The sequence below is a fragment of the Streptomyces sp. NBC_01439 genome (assembly GCF_036227605.1).
In the GTDB taxonomy this organism is placed as follows: domain Bacteria; phylum Actinomycetota; class Actinomycetes; order Streptomycetales; family Streptomycetaceae; genus Streptomyces.
On record NZ_CP109487.1, the window covers coordinates 8683056 to 8698651 of the forward strand.

Sequence of the window (15596 nt, forward strand, 5' to 3'; positions counted from 1 at the left end):
GAGGTGCGCTCACTCCGCGGCAGCATCGAGGAGAATCTGCGCCAGCTCGCGCGGCTGGGAGAACATCGGCCAATGGCCAGTGTCCATCTTGACCAGCCGCCAGCGCTTGCTGTTCAGCAGCTCAGCCACATCTTCGTCCGGCTCGGCGTCGTCAGGTTCGGTCCCTGGCATCACGCACAGGATGTATGTCGCCGGAAGTTCACCGAGCGGCCCCGACAGCACGGCGGGCTCGGTCAGCGTGGCACCTGGGTGAGGCGTCGAGCCACGCACGAGGCGTGCGATCTGCTCATCGGTGAGACCCTCGCCGTCGTAATGAGCAGCTGGCGCGAGCGGCCAAAACCCTCCGGTCTCGGCGATCGATGCCTCCACCGCCGCCCCGCCGTCCGGCCAGGCGGAGACAAACGACTCGCCGTCAGTTGGAACACTTGAGTCGACGAAAACTACGCGGGCCAGTCGGTCACCGATCCGCTCCGCGGCCTGACCTACCGGGATGCCCGAGTAGCTGTGACCCACCAGGACCACGTCACGCAGACCCTGGCGTTCTACCTCGACAACGATGTCCTGAACGTGAGTCGCTTGCCCCGCCGGTACACCCTGTTTGTCAGCAAGACCGGACAGCGTCAACGGATAGACGCCGTGGCCAGCCGCGCGCAGATACGGCACCACCTCGCCCCACGCCCACGCCCCGAGCCGTGCACCTGCGACCAGCACGAAATTCACCATGCCCGCACCGTAGCCGGGCGGCCTGACGATCTCCTAGGAGATACTTTCGATACCTGCCCTAGGGCGGTGACGTGGGCCGTCTCCCGAGACCGGCCGGCGAAGCGCTACCCCCGTCCGGCGCTGCGAGGAACGCCCAGATCGACCCGGGTCTGTTCGTGATAGCGGTTCATCAGGGCTATCAGGTCCCCTTCCACGGGGGTGGCGCCGTCGTTCCTGGTCGCGATTTCCTCCTGCCACAGGGCGAGGTTGACCGCGTGGGCGGCCTCGATCGCTGCCGGTGACGCCAGGAGGACGAGGGTCTCGAACAGCACGGACCTTCTCAGCTCGGCCGTTTCCATCGCGGCGAGATGCTCCAGCCGGACATCCGTTCCCGCTGCAAGGGCGGGTGACCGGAGCACGTTCAGTGCCCGCCCGGACCGGTGTCGAACGGTCACGCACTCATGCGGAGTCCGCCCACTCTTCCCGGAGCATCCCGAAGAGCACGCGGTCGTAGCGCTTGCCTTCCACCAATGCGGCCGACCGGCGGCGGCCCTCCTCACGGAAGCCCAACCCGGCAAAGGCGCGCAGGGCGCGCTCGTTGCCGCTCCAGGTGTCCAGCTCCAGGCGGCTCAGGCCGTACGCGCCGAACAGGTGGCCCACGAGCAGTCGCAGGGCGTCCCTACCGTGGCCGCGACCCCAGAACTCCCGTTCGCCGATGGTGACTCCCAGCGTGGCCACCCCGGCGTACGGGTCCAGGTCCCGGTAGTCAGCCATGCCTATCACCCGTCCGGTCGCGAGGTCCTCGACCGTGAACACGGCCGACTCCCTCGGGATCAGGCGCAGCATCGCGTCGAACCCGATCCCGACGGCCTCCGCCGTGACCGGGCCGAAACACGGATCACCGGCCGCGGCCCAGCGCACCACCTCCGGGTCGTTGCGCCACCGCAGATGGTGCTCCGCGTCATCCGAACGCAGCGCACGCAGCCTGACCAACTTTCCTTCGAACAACACGTATCCCTCGTCGAATTGCCAACTGTGCCGAGCCCGCCGGTACCTGCGCGGATGTATTTGATCTTATGTGTCGATCGGCCCGGGCGGTCGCGCACCACGTCCAGCGGAACCGATCGTCCGGCCGGTTCGAGGGAGTGTCACAGGTCCCGCCGCATGCAGACGCGGGGCCACCGGTCAAGGCCGTGCGCCGCCTCGCGCTCGCGGATCTCCCGCAGGCCGGGAGTGAGCTCCGCGTCCGCCAGCGGCCGGAAGCCGCAGCGCGCGTAGTACGGGGCGTTCCACGGGACCTCGGTGAAGGTGGTGAGCGTCAGGGCGGGCGCGCCCTCGCGCCCGGCGAACTCCGCCAGGTGCTCCAGCAGGCCCCGGCCGAGCCCGCGGCGCGCGCGGTCCGGACGGACGGACACCTGCTCGACGTGCAGATTGCCCTCGAGGCGCTCGGCGATCAGGTAGGCATCCGGGGCATCGGCCCCGTCGACCGACACCCAGGCCAACCCGGCGCGTTGGTAAGGGGCGAGCTCGTCGAGCGTCAGCGGCTCGTCGTCGGCGATCTCCGCCATGTCGATGTCGCGGAAGCAGTGCCCGGCGGCCCTCTCGATGTCCTGGAGGAGGGTCAGTTCGTCCAGCCGTGCTGTGCGGATAGCCATGGCCGCATTGTCGCGGGAGTACGGGGCGGGGGCACGCGAGTATCGGGCACGCGTCCGGTCCCCGCGCGTCCGGGGCCGGTTCCGTGCTCCGTACGAGTTCACTTCGGTGCCCGTTCGGCCGCAGCGCCGCAGGCATGATCATCATTTTGGCGCCACATCGGTTTGATACCGCTATGCCACGAATGCGACGGAGACAACCGACCAAGGCGTGGGGCGCCGTGGCTGTGACGGGGGCCATGCTGGTCGTCGCCGCAGCGCCGGGCCGGGCGCCCGATGCGGACACCTCGGTGCCCGCCCTCGCGGGGGTGCCCCGCGAGGCCGCGGTCACCCTGCTGGTCGGGAGGGTGTTGGACGAGGGCCGGGAATCCGGCGACGGACCCTGCACGGTGCGCATGTTCCGGCCCGGCCTGTGCAGCGGCTGGCAGGAGCAGCGGGTACGGGCCACCGCGCGCGGCATGGGATCCGTACTGAAGGAACCCTCTCTCGGCGACACGGCACGGGACGCACGGGTGGAGGTCCTCCCGACGGACTCCGGCGGTCCGCTCCAGATCGCCCTCGCGGACGCGGGCCGCCTCACGGACGTGACCGTACGCGACGGGCACGGCCGGCACCTGGCCGGCGGCCTCGCCCCGGACAACGAGCGTTGGCTCAACAGTGAGCCGCTGCGGGCAGGGGAGAGCTACACCGTGCAGGTCGGAGCCCTGGACGCGGACGGCACCCCGGTCGGCGTGACCATGGCGTTCCGGACCGCGCCCCCCTCGGACGGGGGCAGGCTGACGGTCGAGTTCGGGCCGGAAGCCGGCACGTACGGAGCCGGGGAGATCGTGACGGCGAGCCTCAGCCGCCCGGTGCCCGCCGACGACCTCCCGGCGCGCGCCCGGCTGGAACGGGCCCTACAGGTGACCTCGGAGCCCCAGGTCGAGGGCGCGTGGCACTGGGTCGACGAATCGACCCTGCACTTCCGGCCGCGCACGTACTGGCCCGCCCACACCGTCGTCCGCGTCCGCAGCGGTCTCGACGGGGTCGAGGTCGGGGACCACGACTACGGCGGCCCCTCCGACGCGGTCCAGTTCACCATTGCCGACCGGATCGAGGCCGTCACCGACTCCGCCACCCACCGGATGACCGTACGCCGCAACGGACGGGTCATCCGGACGATCCCGGTCACCACCGGCAAGGAGGGCTTCAGGACCCGCAGCGGCATCAAGGTCGTGCTGCGCAAGGAGCCCAAGGTGCGGATGCGCGGCGACACGGTCGGCATCAAGCCCGGTACCAGCGAGTTCTACGACCTGCCCGTCTCCTACGCGACCCGGGTGACCTGGAGCGGCGAGTACATCCACGCCGCGCCCTGGTCGGTCGAGGCGCAGGGCGAGGAGAACGTGAGCCACGGTTGTACGGGCATGAGCACCGAGGACGCCGCCTGGTTCTTCGAGACCGTCCGTGAAGGGGACATCGTGGAGGTGGTCAACAGCGGCGGTGCGAAGATGGCCCCCTTCGACAACGGCTTCGGCGACTGGAACGTGGACTGGCGGACCTGGCTGGCGGGCAGTGCCCTGGCCGCCATCGACGGGAGTCCGCAGGACCCGCCGACCGCCCCCGTCGCGTCCAGGCTGCACCCGACCACCTGAGCCCGCGCCCGCCCGGTACCGCACTACGATCACCGCATGATCAAAGGAGTGATGTTCGACTTCTCCGGCACGTTGCTGCGCGTCGAGTCGACCGAGGAGTGGCTCGCCGCAGCCCTCGCCGAGACCGGTATCCCGCTGGCCGAGGAGGAGTTCGGCGAGGCGGCGCGACGGCTGACCGAGTACGGCGCACTGCCCGGCGGGCTGTCGCCCCGGCACGTGCCGGCACACCTCGAACCCCTCTGGGAACAGCGGGACATCAGCCCCGAGCAGCACCGGGCCGCCTACGGGGGCCTGACCCGTGCTGCCGGGATCACGGACCCGCAGCTGGCCCAGGCGCTCTACGACCGCCACATGACCCCCGTCGCCTGGCGCCCCTACCCGGACACGGGGCCCACCCTGCGCGCACTGCGCCGCCGGGGGCTCCCGGTGGCCGTGGTCAGCAACATCGGATGGGACCTGCGGCCGGTCTTCCGCGCGCACGGGCTCGACGCGCTGGTCGACGCCTACGTGCTCTCCTTCGAGCTGGGCGTCCAGAAGCCCGATCCGGTGATCTTCCGAACCGCATGCGACCGGCTTGGCCTGGCCCCCGCCGATGTGCTGATGGTCGGCGACAGCATCGAGGCGGACGGCGGCGCGCGGGCGCTCGGCTGCCCGGTGCACTTCGTCGAGCACCTCCCGGTCGACCAGCGGCCCGGCGGACTGGCCCCGATCTTGGACCTGCTCGGGCCCGCATGACGGTCGTCGCCCCGAGGGCGGGCCGGGCCCGCCGCCACGGTGGCCGGATCCGGCAGCGGTACCGGGGTGTGCGAAGCCCGCCGCGGCGGTCAGAAGCCGGGCCGGGCGCCCGTGCCGCGGTCCCACGCGGAGCGGGTGGCTCCGAAGCCGCTCTCGTGCACCCAGACGTGGGTGCACCCGGGGCACTGGAGGTGGAGCATGCTGCCGGTGTTGGTGAGCAGGTAGCGCCAGTGGGTGGAGCAGGTGCGCCGCTGTTCACAGGGTTCGCAGCCGCGCGCGTCCGCACACCTCGGGCAGGCCACCCAGGCGCGGCGCCCGGGGTCGGCCTGCGGGTCAAGCGGCAGCACGGCCGTCTCCGCGCGAGGGCAGCACACCGGCCGCCACCAGGTCGTCGTAGAGGCGCTGCTGCTGGGCGTCGAGCCCGGAGTAGAGCAGGTCGTACGCGGCCTCCTCGCCGAGGAGCACTTCCATCGGATCCCAGTCCGGGCCGAGGGCCGCCATCACCTGGGCGCGCCGGAGCACCTCCTGCGAGGTGAGGTCGACGGCGAAATCGACCAGCTCGGACGCGTCGGGGGCACCGGAGGCGTCGAACTGCGGGGTGGGGTCGTGGGGGGCCATGACATCGAAGTTAGGTAGCCCTTCCTTCTTCGGTCAAGAGGGGGTGGGCGGAGTCACATTCCGCTGGTCAGACGGTGTGCGGGCGGAGACACAACGCGCCCGACGGGACGGCGGGGCCGGGAGCAGGGCGTGACAAATGTAATGGCGTGTCAAGGTGCTTCTCCTTCTGGAGGTTGATGCCCGCTTCGTCCTGGCGGAGGAGGTCGCGGCGCGGGTCGGTGGCGAAGAATTGAAGGGACCAAGATCGCCGGGCCCCACCGGGCCACCGACGAGGAGCCGCCGTGCCCCACACCCGTCCTGCCGACCGACCCGCACCGCGACTGCGCCGCGCCGCCTCGGCCACCGCCGTCGCCTTAGCCCTGCTGGCGGGCCTCGCGCCGGCCGCGAGCGCCGCCGTCCAGGAAACGCCGAGCGCCTACGGCCAGGACGCCGGCCGGCGCCTCGACCGGCCCCAGCTGCAGGCGGGGCTGAACGCGATCCACGAGGCGGACATATACGGCGTCTACTCCGGGGTCCGCGACGGCCGCGAGCGCTTCGACGGCGCGGCCGGCCTCGCCGACATCGCCACCGGGCGCAAGGTCCGCCCCGACCTCCGGCACCGCGTCGGCAGCGTCACCAAGACGTTCACCGCCGTGGCCGTCCTCCAGCAGTCCGCGAAGGGCCGGGTGGACCTCGACCGGCCGGTCGGCGACTACGTGCCCGAGCTGCTGCCCGGCGAGCGCGGCCGCAAGGTGACCGTACGCATGTTGCTCAACCACACCAGCGGCATCTACGACTACGTCGGCGACGCCTTCCCCTCCCTCCTGAAGGGGACCACGGAGAGCCTGGACGAGCACCGGTACCGCACGATCAAGCCCGCCGAGCTGATCGGCTACGGGGTGGCCCGGCCGCAGCTGTTCGAGCCCGGCACCGATTGGTCCTACTCCAACACCAACTACGTGCTGCTCGGCGAGGTGCTCCGCAAGGTGACCGGCCAGGACCCGGAGCAGGTGATCACGCGGGACGTGATCCGGCGCGCGGGGTTGCGCGACACCTACTTCCCCGGCACCGACCCGCGCATCCGCGGCGCTCACGCCCGCATGTACGAGAGCTTCTACGGGATCATCGACCCGCCGCGCGACTACAGCGACTACAACATGACCTGGGCCGGCACCGCCGGCGCCCTCGTCTCCACCCCGCAGGACCTCAACACCTTCTACCGCGCCCTGCTGGGCGGCGATCTCCTGCAGCGCCGCCAGCTGGACCAGATGCGGACCACCGTCGACGTCAAGGACGAGACGGGCACCGTGTACATGCACTACGGCCTCGGCATCTACTCCATGGACACGCCGTGCGGCCCGGCCTGGGGTCACGACGGGGGAGTCTTCGGCGCCGGCACCTGGGCCCTGTCCAGCCCGGACGGCCGCCGTCAGTTCGCCATCGGGTACAACCTGATGAAGTACCAGCGCCTCAACGCGGCCGGCAAGGCCCTCGAGCCGCACCCGGCCGACGCCGCGCTGGTGGACTACCGCGACCGGTCCCTGTGCGGCACCACCACCGCGCCGCACACCCCGGACCCGGCCGCGAAGAACCGCTCCGCCGAGACCTCGTCGGCCCAGGCCCCGTCGGCCGAGGCCCCGGCCGCTCCGCGCGTACTGCCCCAGAACGTGCCGGTGCTCCCCGGACCGCTGTCGGCTCCCGTCCGCTGATCGGACACGGGTGGGGCGTCGTCCGGGTTCTTACGGATCTTACGGATCCGTGACGTGCGGCCCGGTACGCGTCGCGCCGGACCGTGCGCGGCTTAGCGTCGGGGCATGCGCGTACTTGTGACTGGAGGCGCGGGCTTCATCGGCTCGCACATCGTCGCCGAGCTGATCGGTCGTGGCCATGAGCCGGTGGTCTTCGACCTGGTGGACAACGGGCGGGCCGGGCGGGACGTTCGGGACCCGGATGCCGTGGCGCAGGCGCTGGCAGGCGTGGACGCGGTCTGTCACCAGGCGGCCAAGGTGGGGCTCGGGAAGGAGTTCGGGGACGCGCCCGGCTACGTGTCGGCCAACGACCTGGGGACCGCGGTGCTGCTGGCCGAGATGGCACGGGCGCGGGTGCCGCGGCTGCTGCTCGCCGGGTCGATGGTCGTCTACGGCGAGGGACGCTACGAGTGCCCCGCCCACGGCACGGTCCGGCCCGGCCCGCGCGCCGAGAGCGATCTGCGGGCCGGGCGGTTCGAGCCGCGCTGCCCGGTCTGCGGCGCCGACCTGGCGCCGGGGCTGGTCACGGAGGACGCCCCGACGGACCCCCGGAACGTCTACGCCACGACCAAGCTCGCCCAGGAACACCTCTCCTCCTCCTGGGCCCGGGCCACCGGTGGACGCGTCATCTCGCTGCGCTACCACAACGTCTACGGGCCGGGGATGCCCCGCGACACCCCGTACGCGGGGGTGGCCGCGCTGTTCAGGTCCTCGCTGGCGCGGGGCGAAGCGCCGCGCGTCTTCGAGGACGGCGGACAGCGCCGGGACTTCGTCCACGTGCGGGACGTGGCCGCGGCCAACGCGGTGGCGCTGGACCACCTGGCCCGGGGGGACGCGGGCGCCGGCCCCGCGGGCTTCACGGCGTACAACGTCGGCAGCGGTGACCCGCGGACCGTCGGCGACATGGCCGGGGCACTGGCCGCCGCCTGCGGCGGCCCGGCCCCGGTCGTCACCGGGGAGTACCGGCTCGGCGACGTCCGGCACATCACCGCCGACTCGGTGCGCCTGCGCCACGAACTGGGCTGGCGCCCGGCCGTCCCCTTCGCCGAGGGGATGGCCGAACTGGCCACGGGCCGGGCCGTTCCCTCCCGGACGGGGAGGGAACGGCCCGGCCCCAGCGGCTTCTAGCGCGACCGCGACAGCCGTACCCCGCGTCACGGGACCGGCCCCGCGGCCGAGGCCGTTCGGCAGGCGGGCTGACGGTCCGGGCCCGCCGTACGGGCGCAGGTCCCGGACCGCCCGCCGGGGTCAGCGGAACGAGTCGATGTTCTCGCTCACCCATGCGTCGTACGTGCGCGGTGGGCGGCCGATGACGTCCTGTACGGACGGCCGCTGGTCGAGCGTCCACCGGAGGAGCTCGGCGTACCGGGCGCCGTACACCTCGAGCGCGTGCAGCGTCACGTCGATCGCGCCTTCGGGCCAGCCGAGGTCGCGCCAGACCGCCCGGCCGTCGTCGGGCGTCAGATCGACCGTGCCGATGTCCCGGCCGAGGGCCGCGGCGATGCTCCGTATCCGTGCACGGGTGCCCAGTGGTGGGCCCACCGCCTCCACGACCGTCCCGACGTGGTCGTCACCGGTCAAGGCGGCGGCCGCCACTGCGGCGAGGTCCTCCTCGTGGATGAAGGGGTAGTGCCCCTCGTCGAGGAAGGCCTCACGGACCACCCCGTCGGCCCGGACGGTGTCGGGCCAGTCCGATCCCGTGGCCGGGTAGGTGCCCTCGATGACGGCGCCCATCACGGCCGACGGCCGGATGTGCGTCCAGGCGAGGCCCGAACCCTCCACGGCCTTCTCGATCGCCAGCCAGTACCAGGTCTCCGGCGGGTTCGCCTCCTCGTACTCCGGCCCGTGGGACGACAGCAGGACGACCTTCGCGGCGCCGGCGTCCCGAGCGAGGACGAGCGCTTCCCGGACCGTCGACGGACGGGCGCCGGCGAGGAACACGGACCCGACGCCGTCGAAGGCCCGGGCGTACTCCAGGGGGCGGGTGATGGACCCTTCCACGACTTCGACCGCCCCGGGCCAGCCGTCGCACTGGTCGGGTTCGGCCAGCACCCGCACGTGCCGGCCCGTGGCGAGCAGCTGTCGCGCCAGGCACCGGCCGACGATCCCGGTCGGACTGTTGCCCTCGTCCTTGCGGGGGCTGACGACGGTCAGCAGACAACTGCGTTCGCCGGGCGACGCCGTCTCGTCGTGCTCGAACCTGTCCATGGCAAGAACCTTCCACGCGTAGGCGAAGATCTTGCACCTGGCCCGGACACCGGACGGCCGTAGCCGTGTCCCGTGCCGGGGGGACCACGGCTGCGGATCGAGGTCGAGCAGCGTAACAGGCAGCAGTGGCCCGGGAACAGGGGCCGGGGTCGGGGTCCTGGGAGCGGGTCCGGCGGCCGGTGCCGCTCGGCCGATGCAGTGGACCTCACGGGCTTCCGGTCGACACGCCGACCTCGGGGCTAGCACATCGGTGCGGTTGAACGCATTCTGTAATCGTCCGCTACACTCAGCAACCATAGTAGGAGGAACGGCATGGCCGAGCAGAACGAGGAAATCGCCGCCGATCGAGTCCTTTCCGTGGAGGAAGGGGTCGCGATCAAGCAGCGCGTCACGGCGAAGAAGGCACTCAAGACCTGGCGCTGGATGGGCAACTTCGGCGATCCCGCCGAAGCCGCCGCCGTCGCGAATTCAAACCCACCGTGTCTGGCCGGGGAAGTCATCTTCACCATCAACGGCAGCCTGACCCCGGCCTGGATGTTCTTCTGACCTCGACCTGAAGAAGGGCGGACCTCAGCCGGTCGCGGCCGGCAGGGTCAGTTCGAAGCGGCAGCCGCCGGACACGTTGTGGACGTCCGCGCGGCCGGCGTGGGCCTCGACGATCCCCCGGACGATCGCGAGGCCCAAGCCCGCGCCCGAGGGAGGGGTACGGGCCGGGGTGCCGCGCCAGCCCGTGTCGAAGACGCGCGGCAGGTCCTCCTCGGGGATGCCCCCACAGGCGTCGGTGACCGAGAGCACCACGGAGTCCGCGCGGCGTTCGGCGGCGATCGCGACCGTCCCGTCGGACGGAGTGTGGCGGATGGCGTTGACCAAGAGGTTGGACAGCACCCGGGTCATCTCCTTGCCGTCCACCTCCACCGGAAGCGAGGCGACCCCCTCGCCGACCAGCCGCACGCCGTGCTCGCGGGCGAGCGCGTCGGTGCCGGCCAGGGCATCGCCCACCAGGTCGTGGAGGGACATCCGGGTCAGGGTGAGGGACAGCGCTCCCGCGTGGATGCGGGAGAGCTCGAACAGGTCGCCCACCATGGAATTGAGCCGGTCGACCTCGGTCCGGATCTGCCGGTGGTACCGGGCGGGATCGGCCGCCATGCCGTCCTCCAGCGCCTCCGACATGGCGCGCAGCCCGGCCAGCGGAGTGCGCAGATCGTGCGAGATCCAGGCCACGAGCTCGCGCCGGGAGGCCTCCAGGGCCCGCTCGCGCTCGCGGGACGCGGCCAACCGTTCGCTGGTGCGGGCCAGCTCGCGGCTCAGCGCCGTGAACTCGGCGGGAGCGGGCACGGCCGGTGCCGCGAACGTACCCTCCTCCCCGAAGACCCGCGCCGCGCCGACGAGTTCCCGGCAGCGCCGGACGACCTGACGGCCCAGCAGCAGCGCGGTGGCCATCGACACGACCGCGGCCGTCGCGACGACCGTGGTCACGACGGCCAGGTCGTGGGAGGACAGGAACATCGCCCAGGCCACGGTCAGCGTCCCGGCGAGCATCGCGGACACTGCCACCGCGGCGACGATCGTGAGGGAGACGGCGACGCTGCGCCGGCGCAGCATCCGCAGCGCCACGGCCCCGAGCAGTCCGGCGGCGCCCGCGCCGAGGAGCGCGTACAGGGCGATCAGCAGGAGGTCACGCATGGCCGTCCTCCGTCCGGAAGGCGTGCTCGGCCCCGGTGTCCGGGGCGGGCTCGAAGCGGTATCCGGCACCCCAGACGGTTCGGATCAGCTGCGGGTTCCCCGGGTCGTCCTCGATCTTGCCGCGGAGCCGCCGGACGTGCACGGTGACCGTCGACAGGTCGCCGAAGTCCCAGCCCCAGACCTCCCGCATCAGTCGCTCCCGGTCGCAGACCTGGCCGGGGTGGCGCAGGAAGTACGCGAGGAGATCGAACTCCCGCAGGGTGAGCGCGAGCTCCCGGCCCTCCTTGTGGACCCGGCGGGCCGCCGGGTCCAGTACCAGACCGGCCACCGCGAGACGCGGACCGCCCTCCGGACCGCCCTGCGGAGTACCGGCCGGGGCAGCGGCCTGCGCCCGGCGCAGTACGGAGCGCACCCGCAGCACGAGCTCCCGCGGGCTGAAGGGCTTGGTCACGTAGTCGTCCGCGCCCACCTCCAGGCCCAGGATCCGGTCGTCCTCGTCACCGCGCGCGGTGAGCATGATGACGGGAACGGGCCGGCCGCCGTCCTCCCCGGCGCGCAGCCGGCGGCAGACCTCCAGACCGTCCATCCCGGGGAGCATCAGGTCGAGGACCATCAGGTCGGGGCGGAGCTCCTCGGCGGCGCGCAAGCCGGTCGGGCCGTCCGCCGCCAGGCGCACTGCGAATCCGGCCCGCTCCAGGTATCCGGCCACGACCTCCGAGACGGTCGGGTCGTCGTCGACGACCAGAACGCTGCCCTGGGCGCCGGCCCGGGCGGTCCCTGCGGTGCCGGGACCCTCGTTCGTACTCTCCACATCGCTCACTGCCATGCCTCCAGGCTGTCACCCGCCCGGCCCCCCGTGTGCCGCCGACCCCCTCTCGGGGGACGGCGTCCGTGTTTCGTAAGGTCTGCGGGCCCCTTTTCCGCGGTCCCGGTTCCTACGGTGTGGAGGGTGACTTCATCAGCTTGTGCTCCGCCCCGCGCGGACCTCGTACTGCCGTGCCTCGACGAGGCACAGGCGCTGCCCTGGGTGCTGGCACGCGTGCCGGACGGGTGGCGCGCCATCGTCGTCGACAACGGTTCGACCGACGGCTCGGCGGAGATCGCCCGGAGCCTGGGCGCCACCGTCGTGCACGAAGACCGGCGCGGGTTCGGCGCCGCCTGCCACGCAGGGCTCCTCGCGGCCCGTGCCGACCTGGTCTGCTTCTGCGACTGCGACGCCTCCATGGACCCCGGCCTGCTCGCCGCCATGGCGGCGAGCGTCGCCGCGGGCCAGGTCGACCTGCTGCTCGGGCGGCGCCGCCCGCAGGGGCGCGGCGCCTGGCCCGTACACGCCCGGGCCGGGAACCTCGCGCTCGCGCGGATGCTGCACCGCCGTACCGGACTGCGGCTGCACGACCTCGGACCGATGCGGGTCGCGCGCCGCGAGGCGCTCCTCGGCCTGGAACTGACCGACCGGCGCAGCGGCTACCCGCTCCAGATGGTCGTACGGGCCGCCGACGCCGGCTGGCGCGTCGCCGAGACCGACGTCCCGTACCTGCCCCGCTCCGGGAAGTCCAAGGTCACCGGCACCTGGCGGGGCACCTGGCAGGCGGTGCGGGACATGCGCAAGGTGCTCGCAGAGCCCCCGGGCATCCGGTCCGCGCCCACCGAGGGGGTTCGCGCATGAGCACCCTCCTCGTCATCGCCAAGGCCCCCGTAGCCGGCCGGGTCAAGACCCGCCTCACCCCGCACTTCACCCCCGAGCAGGCCGCCCGGCTGGCGCGCGCCGCGCTCCAGGACACGCTGGCCGCCGTACTCGACGCCCCGGCCCGACGGCGCGTCCTCGTACTGGAGGGAGAGCCCGGCTCCTGGCTGCCGGACGGCATCGAGGTCGTGCCGCAGTGCGCCGGCGGGCTCGACGCCAGGCTGGCCGCGGCCTTCGCCCGGGCCGCCGGACCGGCCCTGCTCATCGGCATGGACACGCCGCAGGTCACCCCGGACCTGCTCGCCCGCGGCCTCGACTTCAGCGAGGCGGACGCCTGGTTCGGCCCCGCCGACGACGGCGGGTTCTGGGCGCTCGGCCTGGCCGAGCCCGATCCGGCCCTGCTCCTCGGCGTACCGATGTCCCTGCCGACCACGGGCGAGCTGCAGCGCGCCCGACTGACCGCCTCCGGGCGGGCGGTACGGGACCTGCCCGAGCTGTGCGACGTGGACACCCCGGCCGACGCGGCGCGGGTCGCCGCCGACGTGCCCGGTACCCGCTTCGCCGCCCTGCACTCGGGCCTGCGCCCGGTGACACGATGACCGCCCAGCTCACCGAACCCGCCCTCGCCTGGCGGGCCGACCCCTATGCCGACGCGCTGCGCGCCGGCCAGGGCCCCCTCTACCTGCGGCGCTCGGACGGCTGGCTGCTGCCGCTGGAGGTGGAGCGGTGGTGCGCCGAACCGGACGAGGCGGACGAGGGCGTCCTCGCCCGCTGCACGGGACCCGTGCTGGACATCGGCTGCGGCCCCGGGCGCCTCGTCGCCACCCTGGCCGCACGCGGGCACCGGGCGCTGGGCGTGGACGTCACACCCGAGGCCGTGGCCCGTACGACGCGGGCCGGCGGCAGCGCCCTGTGCAGGTCGGTCTTCGATCCGCTGCCCGGCGAGGGACGCTGGGGCACGGTCCTGCTCATCGACGGCAACATCGGCATCGGCGGCGACCCGGCCGCACTGCTCCACCGCGCCGCCCAACTCGCCGCCCCGGACGGCTCCTTGCTGGTCGAGGTCACCACCGCCGACGTGGACGAACGCGTAGAGGTCCACGTCGATGACGGCCGCGGCGGCCACGGGGCGCCCTTCTGGTGGGCCCGGCTCGGCGCCCGCGCCCTGTGCGGCGAAGCCGCGGAAGCCGGCTGGACCCGGTCCGCCACCTGGCAGGCCGCGGGCCGCAGCTTCGTGGACCTGCGGCGCTGACAGGACCTGAGAAAGGGGGAGTTGCTGCCCGCACGGGCAGCAACTCCCCCTTCGCCGTGCCCCTCGTCAGCGCCGCAGGGCCGCGCGCCGCCGTCGTGCCCGAGCCCACGCGCACGCCCCCGCGTACCCGGCCGCGAGCACGCCGACCGCGGCCATCGCCAGCAGCCAGTTCCGTGGATAGTCCAGCGGCAGCACCGACGCGTTGGCCACACCACCGGGGCGCAGGAGCGGCGGCAGGGCGATCACCGTCAGGGACCCCGCGACGACCAGTGCGGCGCGCGGGACCCCGCGCAGGCGCAGGCCCGCCGCCGCGCAGAGCGCCCCGACCGCGATGACCAACGGGGCGACCAGCCCGTCGTGCACGAGGACCCCGCCCGCCAGCCACAGGGCGATCCGCCACGGCTCGGGCTCCCGCACCAGCAGGAAGCCGCCGAACGCCATGACGGCCAGGCCGAAGCCGCCGACCGCGTACCGGAAGGACATCACACCACCTCCAGTCGTCCGACCCACTTGGTCTGGAGCACGCCCGGCCGGTTCGGGGCGATGATCCGTGCCGGGTAGCCGTGGTCCAGGGACAGCACCTCGCCGTTCAGGCGCAGCGCCAGCAGGGTGAGCGGGTCCTGCGCGTACAGGCGGCCCATCTCCATCACCCGGTACGCGCCCGCCACTTCCAACGACACCACCCGGCAGCGTGCGTCCGGCCCCCCTCCGGCCCGCTCGAGCAGGTCCCGCACCCGCACCCCCGTCCACCGGGCGGACTTGCTCCAGCCCTCCACACAGGCGATGGGCAGGGTCACCTCGTGCTGCGGGAGCGCGCGCAGCTCCGCCAGGGTGAGGACGGCCGGCCGCGGTCCGGCCAGGGTCAACCGCCAGTCGGCCAGCGAGGCCTCCGTGACGCGCGCCGCGGCGGCCGTACGGTTCACCGGCAGCCCCTGCGGACCGTGGGCCGGGCTGCGCGGAGCGAACAGGTCCAGCGGACCGAGCGCGGTGACGGACTGCCCGACCGTGGTCAGCGTGACCGCGCCAACCCCCGCCGCGACGGCCGCCAGGAGCTGCCGCCGGTCCGGTCCGTCGGCCTCGGGAAGCGCCAGGGTGCCGGGGGAGCGGCGGGTGAAGTGGTCACGGATCCGCGGCCATTGAACCGCGAGGTGCAGCAGCAGCGCTCCCAGCAGCAGCCAGGCGACGGCGTAGTGCACGGGCACGAACGAGAACGGCCAGGGGTACCACTGGAAGGTGTTCAACAGCCCGGTGAACAGCTGGAAGACCGCGGCGGCGACGAGCACGGCCACCGAGAGGCGTTCCAGCGCGTGCCGCACGGACCGCAGCGGCGGCCACGCGAAGAGCCGCGGGTAGACCGTCCACAACTTGGCCAGCAGCAGCGGGACCGCGGCGATGCCCGACGCCACGTGCAGGCCCTGGCTGAGCCGGTAACCCCAGTACGGGCGGCTCGGCAGCCGGTCGACGAGCCACGCCGGCGGGTGCTGGAGGACATGGCTGAGCACACCGGTGGCGAAACAGACGACGACGGCGAGCCCGAGCAGGCGGCCGATCACCGTCGCGGTACGGGCGTCGTGCAGCCGTGCCGTGAAGGTGATCGGCGGGTTCGGGGGCGGAGTGAAGCGCATGCTCCCATGACACCCCGCCGACGGTCCGGCGGGCGGGCGGAACACCTTACGGAATGCGGACGTGCGGGACGGCGGACGC

Annotated in this window: 19 protein-coding genes; 8 read left to right on the forward strand and 11 right to left on the reverse strand. The window is 73.0% G+C overall.

Annotated features, from left to right (window positions below; genetic code table 11):
* Window positions 1–9: 9 nt before the first annotated feature.
* From OG207_RS39535 to OG207_RS39550, 4 genes are all read right to left on the reverse strand, one after another.
* Window positions 10–723 (reverse strand): alpha/beta fold hydrolase, encoded by a 714-nt coding sequence (locus tag OG207_RS39535; protein WP_329105842.1) that lies wholly within the window; start codon window positions 721–723, stop codon window positions 10–12.
* 104 nt (window positions 724–827) lie between these two features.
* Window positions 828–1061 carry a hypothetical protein gene (locus OG207_RS39540; protein WP_329105844.1) on the reverse strand — a complete coding sequence of 78 codons (234 nt, stop codon included), beginning with the start codon at window positions 1059–1061 and terminating at the stop codon, window positions 828–830.
* Window positions 1062–1161: 100 nt separating this feature from the next.
* Entirely contained in the window at window positions 1162–1713 is a 552-nt protein-coding gene (locus tag OG207_RS39545) for a GNAT family N-acetyltransferase (RefSeq protein WP_329105846.1), read from the reverse strand.
* A 137-nt stretch (window positions 1714–1850) separates the two neighbouring features.
* Window positions 1851–2357, reverse strand: coding sequence for a GNAT family N-acetyltransferase (locus OG207_RS39550; protein WP_329105849.1), 507 nt, complete (start codon window positions 2355–2357; stop codon window positions 1851–1853).
* A gap of 218 nt (window positions 2358–2575) precedes the next feature.
* Between OG207_RS39550 and OG207_RS39555 the strand changes: the two genes are divergently transcribed.
* Together OG207_RS39555 and OG207_RS39560 are read left to right on the forward strand one after the other, a co-directional pair.
* Window positions 2576–3985, forward strand: a complete 1410-nt coding sequence (locus tag OG207_RS39555; protein WP_329105851.1) for a L,D-transpeptidase — start codon at window positions 2576–2578, stop codon at window positions 3983–3985.
* 36 nt (window positions 3986–4021) lie between these two features.
* On the forward strand, window positions 4022–4720 hold the full coding sequence (locus OG207_RS39560; protein WP_329105853.1) for an HAD family hydrolase: 699 nt from the start codon (window positions 4022–4024) through the stop codon (window positions 4718–4720).
* 89 nt (window positions 4721–4809) lie between these two features.
* On the opposite strand, the gene OG207_RS39565 is transcribed toward OG207_RS39560, so the two are convergent.
* Together OG207_RS39565 and OG207_RS39570 are read right to left on the reverse strand one after the other, a co-directional pair.
* A complete protein-coding gene (locus tag OG207_RS39565; protein WP_329105855.1) occupies window positions 4810–5067 on the reverse strand; it encodes a hypothetical protein in 258 nt (85 codons plus the stop codon).
* A complete protein-coding gene (locus tag OG207_RS39570; protein ID WP_329105857.1) occupies window positions 5054–5338 on the reverse strand; it encodes a DUF6400 family protein in 285 nt (94 codons plus the stop codon). The genes OG207_RS39565 and OG207_RS39570 overlap by 14 nt, the downstream gene beginning before the upstream one ends.
* Before the next feature lie 281 nt (window positions 5339–5619).
* On the opposite strand from OG207_RS39570, the gene OG207_RS39575 reads away from it, so the two are divergent.
* Together OG207_RS39575 and OG207_RS39580 are read left to right on the forward strand one after the other, a co-directional pair.
* Window positions 5620–7026, forward strand: a complete 1407-nt coding sequence (locus OG207_RS39575) for a serine hydrolase domain-containing protein (protein WP_329105860.1) — start codon at window positions 5620–5622, stop codon at window positions 7024–7026.
* A 105-nt stretch (window positions 7027–7131) separates the two neighbouring features.
* Window positions 7132–8193 (forward strand): NAD-dependent epimerase/dehydratase family protein, encoded by a 1062-nt coding sequence (locus OG207_RS39580; protein WP_329105862.1) that lies wholly within the window; start codon window positions 7132–7134, stop codon window positions 8191–8193.
* A 120-nt stretch (window positions 8194–8313) separates the two neighbouring features.
* Here OG207_RS39580 and OG207_RS39585 read toward each other — a convergent pair whose 3' ends face one another.
* Window positions 8314–9273: an NAD(P)H-binding protein gene (locus OG207_RS39585; protein WP_329105864.1), complete on the reverse strand. Its 960-nt coding sequence runs from the start codon at window positions 9271–9273 to the stop codon at window positions 8314–8316.
* A gap of 312 nt (window positions 9274–9585) precedes the next feature.
* Here OG207_RS39585 and OG207_RS39590 point away from each other — a divergent pair, with 312 nt between their 5' ends.
* Window positions 9586–9819, forward strand: coding sequence for a hypothetical protein (locus tag OG207_RS39590; protein ID WP_329105866.1), 234 nt, complete (start codon window positions 9586–9588; stop codon window positions 9817–9819).
* A 24-nt stretch (window positions 9820–9843) separates the two neighbouring features.
* Here the strand turns inward: OG207_RS39590 and OG207_RS39595 are convergent, their stop codons facing one another.
* Window positions 9844–10956, reverse strand: a complete 1113-nt coding sequence (locus OG207_RS39595) for a sensor histidine kinase (RefSeq protein ID WP_329105869.1) — start codon at window positions 10954–10956, stop codon at window positions 9844–9846.
* Window positions 10949–11782 (reverse strand): response regulator transcription factor, encoded by an 834-nt coding sequence (locus tag OG207_RS39600; RefSeq protein WP_329105871.1) that lies wholly within the window; start codon window positions 11780–11782, stop codon window positions 10949–10951. The genes OG207_RS39595 and OG207_RS39600 overlap by 8 nt, the downstream gene beginning before the upstream one ends.
* A gap of 123 nt (window positions 11783–11905) precedes the next feature.
* Here OG207_RS39600 and OG207_RS39605 point away from each other — a divergent pair, with 123 nt between their 5' ends.
* Genes OG207_RS39605 through OG207_RS39615 form a run of 3 tightly spaced genes read left to right on the forward strand, consistent with a single transcriptional unit; the run spans window position 11906 to window position 13892 of the window.
* Entirely contained in the window at window positions 11906–12622 is a 717-nt protein-coding gene (locus tag OG207_RS39605) for a glycosyltransferase family 2 protein (RefSeq protein ID WP_329105873.1), read from the forward strand.
* Window positions 12619–13239: a TIGR04282 family arsenosugar biosynthesis glycosyltransferase gene (locus OG207_RS39610; RefSeq protein WP_329105876.1), complete on the forward strand. Its 621-nt coding sequence runs from the start codon at window positions 12619–12621 to the stop codon at window positions 13237–13239. The genes OG207_RS39605 and OG207_RS39610 overlap by 4 nt, the downstream gene beginning before the upstream one ends.
* Window positions 13236–13892, forward strand: coding sequence for a class I SAM-dependent methyltransferase (locus OG207_RS39615; RefSeq protein WP_329105880.1), 657 nt, complete (start codon window positions 13236–13238; stop codon window positions 13890–13892). Before OG207_RS39610 ends, OG207_RS39615 begins: the two co-directional genes overlap by 4 nt.
* Window positions 13893–13958: 66 nt before the next feature.
* On the opposite strand, the gene OG207_RS39620 is transcribed toward OG207_RS39615, so the two are convergent.
* Together OG207_RS39620 and OG207_RS39625 are read right to left on the reverse strand one after the other, a co-directional pair.
* Window positions 13959–14375, reverse strand: coding sequence for a hypothetical protein (locus tag OG207_RS39620; protein ID WP_329105883.1), 417 nt, complete (start codon window positions 14373–14375; stop codon window positions 13959–13961).
* On the reverse strand, window positions 14375–15517 hold the full coding sequence (locus tag OG207_RS39625; protein WP_329105885.1) for a molybdopterin-dependent oxidoreductase: 1143 nt from the start codon (window positions 15515–15517) through the stop codon (window positions 14375–14377). The genes OG207_RS39620 and OG207_RS39625 overlap by 1 nt, the downstream gene beginning before the upstream one ends.
* Window positions 15518–15596: the final 79 nt, after the last annotated feature.